The 14,552-nt window shown below is 72.5% G+C and carries 13 protein-coding genes; 11 read left to right on the top strand and 2 right to left on the bottom strand.

Annotated elements, in window-relative coordinates; translation table 11 throughout:
- Window positions 1-155: 155 nt before the first annotated feature.
- The 3 genes from ACGFZP_RS23700 to ACGFZP_RS23710 all read left to right on the top strand — a co-directional run bounded on the left by ACGFZP_RS23700 (window position 156) and on the right by ACGFZP_RS23710 (window position 4,891).
- A complete protein-coding gene (locus ACGFZP_RS23700) occupies window positions 156-2,789 on the top strand; it encodes an FHA domain-containing protein (RefSeq protein WP_392936285.1) in 2,634 nt (877 codons plus the stop codon).
- Between the two features lie 355 nt (window positions 2,790-3,144).
- Window positions 3,145-4,242 carry a GAF domain-containing sensor histidine kinase gene (locus ACGFZP_RS23705; RefSeq protein ID WP_392936354.1) on the top strand — a complete coding sequence of 366 codons (1,098 nt, stop codon included), beginning with the start codon at window positions 3,145-3,147 and terminating at the stop codon, window positions 4,240-4,242.
- Window positions 4,235-4,891 carry a response regulator gene (locus ACGFZP_RS23710; RefSeq protein ID WP_392936288.1) on the top strand — a complete coding sequence of 219 codons (657 nt, stop codon included), beginning with the start codon at window positions 4,235-4,237 and terminating at the stop codon, window positions 4,889-4,891. The genes ACGFZP_RS23705 and ACGFZP_RS23710 overlap by 8 nt, the downstream gene beginning before the upstream one ends.
- Before the next feature lie 22 nt (window positions 4,892-4,913).
- Here the strand turns inward: ACGFZP_RS23710 and ACGFZP_RS23715 are convergent, their stop codons facing one another.
- Entirely contained in the window at window positions 4,914-5,717 is an 804-nt protein-coding gene (locus ACGFZP_RS23715) for a hypothetical protein (protein ID WP_392936290.1), read from the bottom strand.
- A gap of 147 nt (window positions 5,718-5,864) precedes the next feature.
- Here ACGFZP_RS23715 and ACGFZP_RS23720 point away from each other — a divergent pair, with 147 nt between their 5' ends.
- The 7 genes from ACGFZP_RS23720 to ACGFZP_RS23750 all read left to right on the top strand — a co-directional run bounded on the left by ACGFZP_RS23720 (window position 5,865) and on the right by ACGFZP_RS23750 (window position 11,942).
- A complete protein-coding gene (locus ACGFZP_RS23720) occupies window positions 5,865-6,656 on the top strand; it encodes an ABC transporter ATP-binding protein (protein ID WP_392936293.1) in 792 nt (263 codons plus the stop codon).
- A gap of 189 nt (window positions 6,657-6,845) precedes the next feature.
- Entirely contained in the window at window positions 6,846-7,268 is a 423-nt protein-coding gene (locus ACGFZP_RS23725; RefSeq protein WP_392936296.1) for an NfeD family protein, read from the top strand.
- Window positions 7,269-7,278: 10 nt separating this feature from the next.
- A complete protein-coding gene (locus ACGFZP_RS23730; RefSeq protein WP_392936299.1) occupies window positions 7,279-8,331 on the top strand; it encodes an SPFH domain-containing protein in 1,053 nt (350 codons plus the stop codon).
- 188 nt (window positions 8,332-8,519) lie between these two features.
- Window positions 8,520-9,278, top strand: a complete 759-nt coding sequence (locus tag ACGFZP_RS23735) for a sulfite exporter TauE/SafE family protein (protein WP_392936302.1) — start codon at window positions 8,520-8,522, stop codon at window positions 9,276-9,278.
- 35 nt (window positions 9,279-9,313) lie between these two features.
- A complete protein-coding gene (locus tag ACGFZP_RS23740; RefSeq protein ID WP_392936305.1) occupies window positions 9,314-9,490 on the top strand; it encodes a DUF1272 domain-containing protein in 177 nt (58 codons plus the stop codon).
- Between the two features lie 31 nt (window positions 9,491-9,521).
- Window positions 9,522-9,824 carry a 4a-hydroxytetrahydrobiopterin dehydratase gene (locus tag ACGFZP_RS23745; RefSeq protein ID WP_392936308.1) on the top strand — a complete coding sequence of 101 codons (303 nt, stop codon included), beginning with the start codon at window positions 9,522-9,524 and terminating at the stop codon, window positions 9,822-9,824.
- Window positions 9,825-10,004: 180 nt separating this feature from the next.
- Window positions 10,005-11,942, top strand: coding sequence for a PQQ-binding-like beta-propeller repeat protein (locus ACGFZP_RS23750; RefSeq protein ID WP_392936311.1), 1,938 nt, complete (start codon window positions 10,005-10,007; stop codon window positions 11,940-11,942).
- Between the two features lie 51 nt (window positions 11,943-11,993).
- Here the strand turns inward: ACGFZP_RS23750 and ACGFZP_RS23755 are convergent, their stop codons facing one another.
- Window positions 11,994-12,518, bottom strand: coding sequence for an HNH endonuclease (locus ACGFZP_RS23755; RefSeq protein WP_392936314.1), 525 nt, complete (start codon window positions 12,516-12,518; stop codon window positions 11,994-11,996).
- A gap of 316 nt (window positions 12,519-12,834) precedes the next feature.
- Here ACGFZP_RS23755 and tyrS point away from each other — a divergent pair, with 316 nt between their 5' ends.
- Window positions 12,835-14,103 (top strand): tyrosine--tRNA ligase, encoded by a 1,269-nt coding sequence (gene tyrS / locus ACGFZP_RS23760; RefSeq protein ID WP_392936357.1) that lies wholly within the window; start codon window positions 12,835-12,837, stop codon window positions 14,101-14,103.
- The last annotated feature ends 449 nt before the right edge of the window (window positions 14,104-14,552 follow it).

Raw genomic sequence — 14,552 nt, forward strand, 5'->3', positions numbered from 1 at the left:
GCGTCCGCGAATCGTTTCCGCCTGGTCACGGTCACCGGGGGTGACTTTCGTCAACGGGCGGCGGGCTGGAATGATTCCCCCGTCAGATTCAGGACCATCGCACCCCCGCCCGGGGGCCAAAATCGGGGGACCGAGAGAGCGGGGCAGGCGGAGCAGTGCCGCAACTCGTCATTGAGATCAACGGACAGCAGCGGACTCTGGAGCCGGGGCGGTCCTACAGCATCGGGCGCAACCCGCAGTCGGACTTCCCGTTCGACGACGCCAGGGTCTCCTGGCACCACGCCACCATGTCCTTCAACGGGGCCGGTTGGCAGCTGGACGACCACGGGAGCACCAACGGCACCTACACCGGCGGCGCCCGCACCCTGCAGGCCCCGCTGTTCCCGGGCGCGGTGGTCAACCTCGGCAACGCCGAGAACGGCCCCCGGCTGAGCTTCTCCGCGCCCGCCCAGGCCGCCGCTCCGGCCCCCGCCTGGCACGAGGCCGCCACCAGCCGCAGCAACGCCCCGGCCCCGCAGCAGCAGATGCAGCCGCCGCAGCAGCAGTGGGCCCCGCAGCCGCCGGTCCAGCAGGCCCCGCCGCAGCAGGCCTACCAGCCGCCGGCCGACCCGCAGTGGGGCACGCCGCAGTCGGGGTTCCCCCAGCAGCACGGAGCCCCACAGCAGCAGGGCGCCCCCCAGCACGGCGGCTTCCCGCAGCAGGGCTTCCCCGAGCAGGGCTTCGGGCAGGACGGCTTCGCGCAGCAGCAGGCCCCGCAGCACGGCGGCCCGCAGCCGACGATGATCCGCAGCCTGGCCTCGATGACGCGCACCCTGCGCATCGGCCGCGCGCTCGACAACGACATCGTGGTCTCCGACCTCCAGGTCTCCCGCCACCACGCCGAGCTGCGCCAGCTGCCGGACGGCCGCTACGAGATCGTCGACCTCGGCAGCCACAACGGCATCTTCCTCAACGGCCAGCCCGTCCAGCGCCAGCTGATGGGCCCGCAGGACCGCCTGACCGTCGGCCACTCCACCTTCACCCTGGTCGGCGACCAGCTGCAGGAGTTCGTCGACACCGGCGCGGTCTCCTTCTCCGCCCGCCACCTGACCGTCGAGGTCGACTTCAAGGGCGGCAAGAAGGTCCTGCTCAACGACGTCAGCTTCGGCGTCCCGGAGAAGTCCCTGGTCGCCGTCATCGGCCCGTCCGGCTCCGGCAAGTCGACCCTGCTGCGCGCGCTCACCGGCTACCGCCCGGCCGACCGCGGCGACGTCCTCTACGACGGCCGCAACCTCTACAAGCAGTTCGCCGAGCTGCGTTCGCGCATCGGCCTGGTGCCGCAGTCGGAGATCCTGCACAAGGAGCTGACCGTCCGCACCGGCCTCAAGTACGCGGCCCGGCTGCGGTTCCCCGGCGACACCGAACCGCGCGAGCGCGAGGCGCGGATCGACGAGGTGCTCTACGAGCTGCGTCTGGACAAGCGCGCCGACAACCGCATCACCGCACTCTCCGGCGGCCAGCAGAAGCGCGTCTCGGTCGCCCTGGAGCTGCTCACCAAGCCCTCGCTGATCTTCCTGGACGAGCCCACCTCGGGCCTCGACCCGGGCATGGACCGCGAGGTCATGCAGATGCTGCGCGGCCTCGCCGACGACGGCCGCACCATCCTGGTCGTCACCCACTCGGTGGCCGAACTCGCGCTCTGCGACCGGCTGCTGGTGATGGCGCCGGGCGGCTCGGTGGCCTACTTCGGCCCGCCGGACGAGGCGCTGCACTTCTTCGGGTACGACACCTGGGCCGACGTCTTCCAGGCCTTCGAGAACTACCCGGACCACGACTGGGCCGGCCGCTACCGGGGCTCGGTGCACTACCAGCAGTACTCCGCGGACGTGGACGCCGGCGCCGTGCAGTCGGCCCAGATCGTCCAGGAGGCGATCAGGCCGCCGAAGCCGCAGAGCTGGGGCTCGCAGCTGTGGACGTTGATCCGCCGCTACCTGTCCGTCCTCGCCTCGGACCGCGGCTTCCTGGCCCTGTCGGTCCTGCTGCCAGCGGTCATCGGCGCGGTCAGCGTGCTGATCCCCAACGAACTGGGGCTCGCGCCCAACCCGAAGACGCAGTTCCACCTCAACAGCGGGGCCGCGACGATCATGCTGATCCTGGCGATCGGCGCGTGCTTCTCCGGGTCGGCCAACTCGGTCCGAGAGTTGATCAAGGAACGGGCGATCTACGAGCGAGAACGAGCCACCGGGCTCTCCCGCTCGGCGTACATGATGTCCAAGATCATCGTGCTGGGCTTCTTCAGCGTGATCCAGGGCGCCATCATCTCCGCCGTCGGCTTCCTGCCGCGCGAGCTGCCCGAGCACGGTCTGATCATCAAGGACCTGCCGGTGATCGAGATGACCATCGGCATGATCCTGCTCAGCTTCGCCGCGATGATGTTCGGCCTGATGATCTCCGCGCTGGTCAAGACCGCCGAGAAGACCATGCCGCTGCTGGTCATGTTCGCGATCGTCCAGGTCGTCTTCACCGGCTGCCTCTTCCAGATCTTCGGCAAGCCCGGTCTGGAGCAGGCCGCCTGGCTGATGCCGGCCCGCTGGGGCACCGGCATCGTGGCCACCACGCTCGACCTGTCGCACCTCATGGGCCCCTGGAACAAGGACTTCCAGAACCCGGACTACGACCCGCTGTGGGACAGCAGCGTCGCGCAGTGGGCCATCGACGCGGGCGTGCTGATCGTGATGTCCGTCGTCATCGGCATCATCGTGACCCGCCTCCAGCGGCGCCACGAGCCCGAGGTCATGCAGAAGGGCTGAGCCCCTTCTCCCGCTCCACCGGGCGGCCCTTCCCACACCGGGGAGGGCCGCCCTGCGTTTCGGCCCGTCCGCCTGCCCGCCTGTCCGCCCGTCCGCCCGTCCGCCCGTCCGCCCGTCCGCCGGTCCGCCCGGCCTAGGACCTGGGACCCGCTCCCCGCGCGCCCGCGGACCGACGCGGCGGCGGGCCCGTCGGCGGTAGTTTTGCGGTATGCCCACCGCGTCCAGCGACCGTCGGCCCCCGACCGGTCTGCTCCCCGTCGACCGGATACCGATCGGCCCGCCGCCGCCCGGCCCGCTGCCCGCCTGCGAGCCCTGCCTCGCCGGCATCGAGGCCGTCAGCCAGGCGCTGCTCGCGATGAGCCGACACCTGGAGGTGCGCGAGGTGCTGCGCCGGATCACCGCCTCCGCCCGCACCCTGCTGGGCGCCGAGTACGCCGCCCTCGGGGTGCCCGACGACCACGGCGGCTTCGCCCAGTTCGTCGTCGACGGCGTCACAGACGAGCAGTGGCGGGCCATCGGCCCGCTGCCCCGCCAGCACGGGGTCCTCGCCACGATGCTGCACGAGACCGGCCCCACCCGGCTCGCCGACGTCCGCCAGGCCCCCTCCTTCGGCGGCTGGCCCGCCGCCCACCCGGACATGGACGCCTTCCTCGGCATGCCGATCCTGGACACCGACGCCGCCGAGGACGAGCCGCAGGTCATGGGCGTCATCTTCCTCGCCAACAAGAGCGCCGGCGGGGGCTTCACCGACCACGACGAGGAACTGCTGCGGATACTGGCGGCCCACGCCGCCCTCGCCCTCACCAACGCCCGCCTCTACGAGCGCAGCCGCGAACTCACCCTGGCCGGCGAGCGCGCCCGGATCGCCCACGACCTGCACGACGCCGTGGCCCAGAAGCTCTTCTCGCTGCGCCTCACCGCCAAGGCCGCCGCCACCCTGGTCGACCGCGACCCGGACCGCGCCCGCGCCGAACTCGCCGAGGTCGCCCGGCTCGCCGCCGAGGCCGCCGACGAGCTGCGCGCCGTCGTCGTCGAGCTGCGCCCCGCCGCGCTGGAGGAGGACGGCCTGAGCGCCACCCTGGCCTCCCAGGTGCAGGTCCTCGACCGCGCCCACAGCGCCGACGTGGCCTTCACCGCGGACGGCGTCCGCGCCCTGCCGCCCGCCCAGGAGGCCGCGCTGCTGCGGGTCGCCCAGGAGGCGCTGCACAACGCCCTGCGGCACTCCGACGCCGGGCGGGTGACGGTCACCCTGACCGCCACCCCCGAGCGCGGCGCCGTCCTGCGGGTCCGCGACGACGGCCGGGGCTTCGACCCCGAGTCCGTCCGCCGGGCCGGCCGCCACCTCGGCCTGGCCTCGATGCGCGACCGCGCCGCCGCCGTCGGCGGCACCCTCACCCTGGACTCGGCCCCCGGAAAGGGAACGGTCGTCGAGATGGAGGTCCCCGGTGCCTGACACCACGACAGCGATCCGCGTCCTGCTGGTGGACGACCACCAGGTGGTCCGCCGGGGCCTGCGCACCTTCCTGGAGGTGCAGGACGACATCGAGGTGGTCGGCGAGGCCGCCGACGGCGCCGAGGGGGTCGACCGCGCCCGGGAGCTCGACCCCGACGTCGTCCTGATGGACCTCAAGATGCCCGGCGTCGACGGCATCGAGGCGCTGCGCACGCTCAAGGGCGAGGGCAGCCGCGCCCGCATCCTGATCGTCACCAGCTTCACCGAGCACCGCACCATGGTCCCCGCCCTGCGGGCCGGCGCGGCCGGCTACGTGTACAAGGACGTCGACCCGGAGGCGCTGGCCGGCGCGATCCGCTCGGTCCACGCCGGCCATGTGCTGCTCCAGCCCGAGCTCGCCGAGGCCCTGCTCGCGGACGACGGCCCCCGCCCCCCGCAGGGGCGCGGCGGCACCCTCACCGAACGCGAGCGCGAGGTGCTCGGCCACATCGCCGACGGCCGCTCCAACCGGGAGATCGCCCGCACCCTGCACCTGTCCGAGAAGACGGTCAAGACGCACGTCTCCAACATCCTGATGAAGCTGGACCTCGCCGACCGCACCCAGGCCGCGCTCTGGGCCGTCCGCAACGGCGAGGCCCGGGAGGGCTGACCGGCCCGCCCGGGCCCACCCGTCAGCGGTCGCCGCGCTCGTCCACCAGGGCGTTGTACGCCGCCACCTGGGCCCGGCGGGCGGTGCGCCACAGGGGGGCCAGCGCCGCCTGACGGGCGGCCATCTCGGAGGCGCTCACCGCCGCGCCGTGCCCGGCGGAGGCGATCGACAGCAGCGCCGCCACCTGGCGGGCGGACTCCAGCACCCGGACGGCCCGCGGCGGGTAGCCGGGGGCCAGCAGCTCGACGTGGCCGCGCCGGCGGAACGCCTCCAGCGCCCGCAGCGCCTCCGGACCGGCCCCGGCCACGTCCAGCCGGGCGAGCACCGCCGTGGCCTCGCGCAGCCCGTCCGCGAGCTCCCGCTCGGCCTCGTGCAGCGAGGGCACATCGGCCGGCGGCGCGTCGTTCACCTCGGAGCACTGCCACAGCACGGTGGCCGAGCGGTCCCCGACCGGGCCGAACACCTCGATCCGCGGGACGAGCCCGAGCGGCGCCCCGACCGCCAGCACCGCCTCGCCGGTGCCCAGCGCCTGCGCGTTGAACGCCGCAGGACCGGTCAGGCCCAGCGGGTGCCCGGCACTCGGCAGGGCCAGTCGCAGGCCCTGCACGCCCAGCACCCGCAGCCGCCCCAGCGCCCAGGTGAGCCCGTGCTGCTCACCGGGGGCGTCCCCGGGCAGACCGGTCACCCGATGGCTCTCGTCCGCGCCGAGAACGGCCGCGGCGGCGTCGTCGGGAGCCGCCAGGCCGCTCAGCAGAGCGTTGCCCCAGGCGGTCAACCGCCCCGAACGGGGCTCTTCGTACGGATTGTCGGCAGGAGTCGCGAGCATCCGGCCAGCCTACGGAATCGGCGGTCATCCGCGTGGCGTAGGTTTGCCCATGCGTGTGCGGCGCACCCACTCCGTGCCAACCGGCCGCAGGGGTAGGCTGCCCGCCCGCACCGACGGCCGAATTTCTGTATTGGGGAAGGCGTAGGCATGAGCGACGTGCTGGAGCTGGTGGACGTATCCGTGGTCCGGGAGGGGCGCGCGCTGGTCGACCAGGTCTCGTGGTCCATCTCCGAGGGCGAGCGCTGGGTCATCCTGGGCCCCAACGGCGCCGGCAAGACCACCCTGCTGCAGATCGCCTCCACGTACCTCTTCCCGACCGCCGGCAAGGTGTCCGTCCTGGGCGAGAAGCTCGGCGAGGTCGACGTCTTCGAGCTGCGCTCCCGGATCGGCCTGGCCGGCGCCGCCATGTTCGACAAGCTGCCCGCCGAGCAGACCGTCCTGCAGACGGTGCTCACCGCCGCGTACGGCATGACGGTCAGCTGGCAGGAGCAGTACGAGCAGTCCGACGAGTCGCGCGCGCTCGCGCTGCTGGACCGGCTCGGCATGGCCGGCCTGACCACCCGCAAGTTCGGCACCCTCTCCGAGGGCGAGCGCAAGCGCACCCTGATCGCCCGCGCGCTGATGACCGACCCCGAGCTGCTGCTGCTGGACGAGCCCGCCGCCGGCCTCGACCTCGGCGGCCGCGAGGACCTGGTGCGCCGCCTGGGCGCCCTCGCCCAGGACGAGTTCGCGCCGGCGATGGCGATGGTCACCCACCACGTCGAGGAGATCGCCCCGGGCTTCACCCACGTGCTGATGATCCGGCAGGGCAAGGTGCTCACCGCCGGACCGATCGACACCGAGCTGACCGCGCGCAACCTCTCGCTCTGCTTCGGCCTGCCGCTGACCCTGGAGCGGCACGGCGACCGCTGGTCGGCGCAGGGCCTGCCGCTGGGCTGAGGCCGCCCCGGGCCGGAGACCGGCCGGGGCCGCGCGGGCCTTCGCCGAGCCCCGGCCGGGCACTGCGGAGCACCGCGGAAGAGCACTGAACTGCACTGAACTGGAGCCGGTCGCACGTGCGACCGGTTTCCGTCCCTCCACCTGCGGGAACTGTCCGCCTCGAAGCCCTTCGCTCCCTAGGATGGACACGTGGACAGCTGGATCTGGTGGCTCCTGGCCGCCGTCGGCCTCGGCATACCGCTGGTGATCACCGCGATGCCGGAGTTCGCCATGTTCGCGGTCGGGGCGCTCGCCGCGGCCGGCGTGGCCGGGCTGGGAGCGGGGGCGGTCTGGCAGGTCCTGACCTTCGTCGCCGTCTCGGTCGCGCTGCTGGTGGTGGTCCGCCCGATCGCCTACCGGCAGCTCAGGAACGGCCCGCAGATCAAGATGGGCATCGAGGCGCTGAAGGGCGCCACCGCGGTCGTCGCGGAAAAGGTCGACGGGGAGGGCGGGCGGATCAAGTTGAACGGCGAGATCTGGTCGGCCCGCGCGCTGAACCCCGGCAGTGTGTACCAGCCGGGGCAGCAGGTCGACGTCGTCGAAATCCAGGGCGCGACCGCCCTGGTCGTCTAGGGGAGAGTCCGTGGAACCCGTCCTTATCGTCCTGGTCGTCCTGGTCGTGGTGGCATTCATCGCGCTGATCAAGACGATCCAGGTCATCCCGCAGGCCAGCGCCGCGATCGTGGAGCGCTTCGGCCGCTACACCCGGACGCTCAACGCCGGCCTGAACATCGTCGTCCCGTTCATCGACCGGGTCCGCAACCGGATCGACCTGCGCGAGCAGGTCGTGCCGTTCCCGCCGCAGCCGGTGATCACCCAGGACAACCTGGTGGTCAACATCGACACGGTGATCTACTACCAGGTCACCGACGCGCGGGCCGCCACCTACGAGGTCGCCAGCTACATCCAGGCGATCGAGCAGCTGACCGTCACCACGCTGCGCAACATCATCGGCTCGATGGACCTGGAGTCCACCCTGACCTCGCGCGAGGTCATCAACGCGGGTCTGCGCGGGGTGCTGGACGAGGCCACCGGCAAGTGGGGCATCCGGGTCAACCGCGTCGAGCTCAAGGCGATCGAGCCGCCGACCTCCATCCAGGACTCGATGGAGAAGCAGATGCGCGCCGACCGCGACAAGCGCGCCGCGATCCTCACCGCCGAGGGTGCCCGGCAGGCCCAGATCCTGCGGGCCGAGGGTGAGAAGCAGGCCGAGGTGCTCAAGGCCGAGGGTGAGGCCCAGGCCGCGGTGCTGCGCGCCGACGGTGAGGCGGCCGCGATCCGCACGGTCTTCGAGGCGATCCACGACGGCGACGCCGACCAGAAGCTGCTCGCCTACCAGTACCTGCAGACCCTGCCCGAGCTGGCCAAGGGCGACTCCAACAAGCTCTGGATCATCCCGAGCGAGGTCGGTGACGCGCTCAAGGGCCTCGGCGGCGCGTTCACCGGTCTGACCGGCGCGGGCGGTATCAACGGTGGCGCGGTCGCCGCCCCGAGCGTCCCCGCGGCGGCCCCGGCGGCCACCCAGGTGCCGATCGACCCGGCAGGCGGTCCGCGCCCGCTGGACACCGACACCAAGGGCGCCGCCCGCCCCCGGGTCGACCCGGCCCGCGAGTACCGGAAGATCGACCCCGAGTGACCTGCCGGACCTCGGCACACGTGGGCCCGTCACCCCTCGGGGAGGCGGGCCCACCGCCTTTCCCGGGACGGTGGCCGGTACCGGACCCCCGGAGTGTGGCGTGCGTCCCGAATCGTGGTCCGCTCTGGTAGGCCCGGTACACCGTTTGGCATGATCGCCTCGGACAGGACCGAGACGAGAGGTGGCCCATGACGCTCTGGGAGGCGGTCGCCGTCCTGGTGGCGGGCGTCGGAGCCGGGATGATCAATGTGATCGTCGGCTCCGGGACCTTGATCACCTTTCCCGTCCTGCTCGCCGTCGGCATCCCGCCGGTGACCGCCAACGTCTCCAACTCCTTCGGCCTGGTGCCCGGTTCGCTCAGCGGCGTGATCGGCTACCGCAAGGAGCTGGCCGGCCAGGGGCGGCGGCTGCTGCGCCTGGGCAGCGCCTCGCTGCTCGGCGGACTGCTCGGCGCCGCCCTGCTGATCCAGCTGCCGAGCAGCGCCTTCGACGCGATCGTCCCGGTGCTGATCCTGCTGGCCCTCGTCCTGGTGGTGATCCAGCCCCGGGTGGCCAAGGCCGTCGCCGCCCGCCGCCGGCCCGACGGGGACCCGGACGGCGGCCTGGCACTGCTCGCCGGGGTGTTCCTCACCGGCGTCTACGGCGGCTACTTCGGGGCCGCCCAGGGCGTCCTGCTGATGGCGCTGATGGGCATGCTGCTCCAGGAGGACCTCCAGCGGATCAACGGGGTGAAGAACGCGCTGGCGCTGATCGTCAACGCCGTCGCCGCCCTGTTCTTCCTCTTCACCTCGACCGTCGACTGGGCCGCCGCCGGCCTGATCGCGATCGGCTCGCTCTTCGGCGGCATGCTCGGCGCCAAGGTCGGCCGCAGGCTGCCGCCGCCCGCGCTGCGCGGGATCATCGTGGTGGTCGGCCTGGCGGCCGTCGTCAAGCTTCTGATCGGCTGATCAGACGTCACCCCACAAGTCATCCGGAGGAATCCATGGCACTGGAGATGCGCGAGATCTGCGAGCGCTGCGAGGTGTCGCTGACCGCGGACGGCCCGGCCTCCATATGCTCCTACGAGTGCACCTTCTGCCCGGACTGCACCGCGGCCATGGCCGGCAGCTGCCCCAACTGCGGCGGCGAGCTGGTGGTCCGTCCGCGTCGGAAGGTCTGACCCCTCACCCCCGACGCACCGGAGCGGTTCGATGAGCAGCAGAGCACGCCTGACCGAGGACGAGATCGCGGCCGCACTGTCCGGCCTGCCGCAGTGGTCCAGGACGGGTGACACGATCGTCCGCACCGCGGACGCGGCGGACTTCCCCGCGGCGATCCGGGTGGTGGTCGCGGTCGCGGAGACGGCCGAGGCGATGGACCACCACCCCGACATCGACATCCGCTGGCGCACCCTGCACTTCGCGCTGTCCACCCACAGCGCCGGGGGCCTCACCGACCTCGACTTCGTGCTCGCGGCCCGGATCGACGAGGCGCTGCGCGCGGAGTCCGCCTGACGCCTGACGTGTGAGGCCCGCCGTCGCGGCGTCTCCGGCGGGCGCGGTGGTCGGGGGTTCGCGGCGCGGCGGTACCCGTTGAGGGTGCTCGGGCAGTCCCGGCCGAGGGCGGAACGGCCCGCTCCGCCCGGCGTGAGATGCTGACTGCCGCACTGCAGCCGGTCGGGAGGGACGGAACGGATGGCTCAGGACCCCCTCGGAGACGACCGGCCGCAGCCGTGGCACCCCCAGCCGGCCCAGGAGTGGCAGATCGCCGGGTACACCGAGCAGTGGCAGGACCAGGGCGCCGGGGGACCGGGGCAGGCCGGGTACGCCGAGCCGGGGTACGGGGCCGGCGGGTACGGAACGGCCGGGTACGGGACCGGCGGGTACGGAACGGCCGGGTACGGGACCGGTGAGTACGGGACGGCCGGGTACGGGGAGACGGGGTACGTCCAGGGCGGGTACGTCCAGGGCGGACCCGTCGAAGGCGGTTACTCGGACGGCCAGTACCAGCCGTACTACCAGTACTCCGCCTACGGGCAGCAGCAGTACGCCCCGTACGCCGTCCCGCAGCAGCCGAACGGCGAGGAGCTCTACGCGCCGGCCGGTGCCGAGTACACCGCCGACGGCTATCTGCACCTCGAAGCCGAGGCCGAACCGGCGCCCGAACCCGAGCCGGAACCCGAACCCGCTGCGCCCGCCGGACCGGCCGCGACCGAGGTGGCCGCCGCGCCGTCCTCGCGCGCGGACCGCCGCGGCGGAGCCGGTGCCCGGCCCTCGCTCGGCGCCAAGGCCCGGATCGCCGCCGACGCCGTCGTCTCGGCCGAGCACGGGCCCGGCCGGCGAACCCTGCTGATCCGGACCGGCGCCGGAGTCGCCGCGCTCGGCGTGCTGGTCGCCGCGGGTCTGATGGTCGGCGGCGAGGGCGGTGGCCGCGCGGCCGCCGACAGCGGGGGCGAGCCCGGTTTCACCGTCGCCCACGCCAAGGCCTGGTCGGCCCAGCCCGCGGCCGCCCTCCAGCCGGGCGCCGACGACACGCTGGTCGGCAGCTGGCTGCTCGCCGACGCGGTGGTCCGCGTCGACGCCGGGGGCGTGCACGCCTACGACCTGGCGGCCGGCAAGGCCACCTGGTCCATCGAGCCCCCGGCCGCCGGGGCCGTCCCGTGCGGGGTGTCACCGGGCGTCAACACGGCCGGAGTGGGCGCCGTGCTCTTCCGGACCCAGGCCGACCCGAAGAGTCCGTGCACCCTGGTGACGGCCGTTGACACCAAGGCCGGCAAGGCGGCCTGGTCCAAGACCCTCTCCGAGTTCAAGGGCACCTACAACGCCCACGTCGGCGTCACCGAGGACGCCGTGATCGCGGTCGGCGACGACCGGGTGATCGCCTGGCAGGCCGCCGACGGCCAGGACGTCTGGCAGTACACCGGGCAGGGCAAGTTCTGCACGCTCTCTGGCGGCGTCACCGGCAAGACGGTGATGGTCGCCAGCTCGTGCGCCGACTCCACACCGGTCGACCAGGCCGTCTCGCTGAACACCGCCGACGGCAAGGTGGGCTGGTGGCGCGGCCTGAACAACCAGCCGAAGACGGTGACGGTGCTGTCGGCCGAGCCGTCCGTGGTGCTCACCACCGGTGAGAAGCCCGGTGACGACAAGGTCTTCGCCTGGGGCTCCACCGGGGACCCGGCGGCCGAGATCCCCGTCACCGGGGCGGACGGCCGGTTGGACGCCGCCCACGGCGCCTTCTCGGCCACCCCGGGCGTGTTCTTCCAGGGCCGGACGATGGTCACCACCCTGGCCCCGGCGACCGCCGGGGGACCGGTTTCGGCCGTCGGCTACGACCTGGACAGCGGAAAGCAGCTCTGGAGGACGGCCACCGCGGAGAAGGGCGTCGTCCGGGCGGTGGCGCTCGACGGCGGCGCGCTGGTGCTCGCCGCCGACGAACGCCTCGAACAGCCCGCCCACCTCAGCCGCTTCACCCTGGCCGGCGGCCAGGAGACGGTCGGCGGCAACTTCCCCCAGGGGACCGGGTCGCTGCTGGTCTCCGGCCGGGTGCTGATCGGGGGCGGCCAGGTCGTCGCGGTACCCGAACACTCGGCCAACTTCGGCATAGCGTCCGGGTACCAGGCGAAGGGCTGACGGCCCGGCCGGGCGCGGTTCAGGCCGGGCGCGGTTCAGGCCGGGCGTGGATCAGGCCGCCGACGACGCCGCCGGGGCGGGCAGCCAGGCGGCGAGGTCCCGCGCGTCCGAGCCGCGCAGGCCCAGCGCCAGCATGAGCGTGGCCTGCGGGGTCGGCACGAAGGGCGTGCGCAGCAGCTTCATCCCGGCCTGCTCCGGCGTCCGGTCCGCCTTGCGCTGGTTGTCCTCCGCGCAGGCGGCCACGGTGTTCATCCAACTGTCGGCCCCGCCACGCGACTTGGGCTGCAGGTGGTCCACGGTGCTGGCCCGGCGCCCGCAGTAGGCGCACAGGTGCTGGTCACGGGCCAGCACACCGCGCCGCGACCACGGAGCCTGTTGTCGGAACGGCACCCGCACGTACCGTTGCAGTCTGATCACCCGGGGCACCGGGATGGTCACGCCCGTACCGCGGACCGTGCGCAGCGGATGGGCCTGTTCGACCACTGCCTTGTCCTGGAGCACCAGGACCACGGCGCGCTGAAGCGACACCGTTGTCAGGGGCTCGTAGCTTGCGTTCAGAACCAGCGTGTTGCGCACGTCGGCACACCCTTCCCACGGGCGTGCCACGGCGGCACGACCGTCTCCACACACGTCACTGCCGCCGCACGGCGGTGGGACCACTGTGAAGGGGCCCGGGGCCGACGAACAACGGAATTTCCGGCGTCGGGGCGGGGCACGGCCCGGGCGGGGGCGGCCGGCGGCGCGCTGGCCCGATCGGTGGAGGAGCGCGGCTCGGCCGAAACCCGCTGGCCGGGACCGCGTAGTCTCTACCACGCTGGAGTCGTTCCGTACCGGGGCCCGACCGAACCGGGCCGGCACCGGGCGGACGCCGGACTGAAGGAGAAGCGTGACCGTGACGGACATCGTCGACGAGCTGCGGTGGCGTGGGCTGATCGCCCTGTCCACCGACGAGGACGCACTGCGCAAGGCGTTCGCGGACGGCCCGGTCACGTTCTATTGCGGCTTCGACCCGACGGCCCCCAGCCTGCACCTCGGCAACCTGGTGCAGATCCTGACCATGCGCCGCATCCAGCAGGCGGGGAACCTCCCGCTGGGCCTGGTCGGCGGCGCCACGGGCCTGATCGGCGACCCGAAGCCCACCGCCGAGCGCGTCCTGAACGACCCCGAGACGGTGGCCGCCTGGGTCGACCGCCTGCGCGGCCAGATCTCCCGCTTCCTCGACTTCGACGGGCCGTACGCGGCCCGCATGGTCAACAACCTGGACTGGACGTCCGGGATGTCGGCGATCAGCCTGCTGCGCGACGTGGGCAAGTACTTCCGCGTCAACAACATGATCGCCAAGGAGGCCGTCTCCCGGCGCCTGAACTCCGACGCGGGCATCAGCTACACCGAGTTCAGCTACCAGATCCTCCAGGGCATGGACTACCTGGAGCTGAACCGCCGCTACGGCTGCACCCTGCAGACCGGTGGCAGCGACCAGTGGGGCAACCTCACCGCCGGCACTGACCTGATCCGCAAGGCCGACGGCAAGTCCGTGCACGCGCTGGCCACGCCGCTGATCGTCAAGGCGGACGGCACCAAGTTCGGCAAGACGGAGTCCGGCACGGTCTGGCTCGACCCCGAGCTGACCACCCCGTACGCCTTCTACCAGTTCTGGCTGAACGCGGACGACCGCGACGTCTCCAACTTCCTGCGGATCTTCAGCTTCCGCTCGAAGGAGGAGATCGAGGAGCTGGAGCGCGAGACCACCGAGCGCCCCGCAGCCCGCCTCGCCCAGCGCGCTCTCGCGGAGGAGCTGACCAGCCTGGTCCACGGCGCCGAGCAGTACGAGCGCGCGGTGGCCGCCTCCAAGGCCCTTTTCGGCCAGGGAGACCTCGGCGACCTGGAGGCCCCGACCCTGGCCGCGGCCCTGGCCGAGGTCCCGAAGGCGGAGGTCACCGAGCTGCTGTCGATCGTCGACCTGCTGGTCGCCGTCGGCCTGGCCCCGAGCCGGTCGGCCGCCCGCCGGACGGTCAAGGAGGGTGGCGCCTACCTCAACAACGTCAAGGTGACGGACGAGGAGGCGGTGCCGACCGAGGCGGACCTGCTGCACGGCCGCTGGCTGGTCCTGCGCCGGGGCAAGCGCAACCTGGCCGCCGCCGAGCTGGTTCCGGCCGGCTGAGAACGCACGGTCGCCGAGGGGCGACTTTGAGACCCGAGGGCCGGATCCGGACAGATCCGGCCCTCGGGTGTTTGACGGGGCCCTCCGGCAGGCGTAGTGTCGGACGAGTCGCTGAAGCGGGCGGGTGCACGGGAGACCGAGAGGTCAACCCGGACCGGCCGAAGCGACCACCACATCGGCTAGTCCTACTTTCACTTAAAGCCCATTCACTTGGGTTGGTTGGCGTTTTCGTCAACAGGTGGGAGCGGGGAATTTCGGATCACTCCGGAAATGCGCTAATGTGGGGGTCGCCGCAGAAAAGCGGAACTGGCCAGCCAGGGTCGGATGAATGAAACTCCGGAAAACGGAGCGGAAAACATCTGATAAGCTGGAAACACGAAAGAACGAAGCGCCCGGAGGGCCCGCTGGAAGGCGGTCCGAAGGAAGTGTCCGTTCCTTGAGAACTCAAC

The organism is Kitasatospora sp. NPDC048239 (assembly GCF_043202015.1).
Taxonomy (GTDB): Bacteria; Actinomycetota; Actinomycetes; order Streptomycetales; family Streptomycetaceae; genus Kitasatospora.

Bases quoted from the DNA above. Each gene is read 5' to 3' on its own strand.
- ACGFZP_RS23705 (WP_392936354.1), top strand. From the start codon at position 3,145: ATGAGCCGACACCTGGAGGTGCGCGAGGTGCTGCGCCGGATCACCGCC.
- ACGFZP_RS23715 (WP_392936290.1), bottom strand. From the start codon at position 5,717: ATGCTCGCGACTCCTGCCGACAATCCGTACGAAGAGCCCCGTTCGGGG.
- ACGFZP_RS23720 (WP_392936293.1), top strand. From the start codon at position 5,865: ATGAGCGACGTGCTGGAGCTGGTGGACGTATCCGTGGTCCGGGAGGGG.
- ACGFZP_RS23735 (WP_392936302.1), top strand. From the start codon at position 8,520: ATGACGCTCTGGGAGGCGGTCGCCGTCCTGGTGGCGGGCGTCGGAGCC.
- ACGFZP_RS23740 (WP_392936305.1), top strand. From the start codon at position 9,314: ATGGCACTGGAGATGCGCGAGATCTGCGAGCGCTGCGAGGTGTCGCTG.
- ACGFZP_RS23745 (WP_392936308.1), top strand. From the start codon at position 9,522: ATGAGCAGCAGAGCACGCCTGACCGAGGACGAGATCGCGGCCGCACTG.
- ACGFZP_RS23750 (WP_392936311.1), top strand. From the start codon at position 10,005: ATGGCTCAGGACCCCCTCGGAGACGACCGGCCGCAGCCGTGGCACCCC.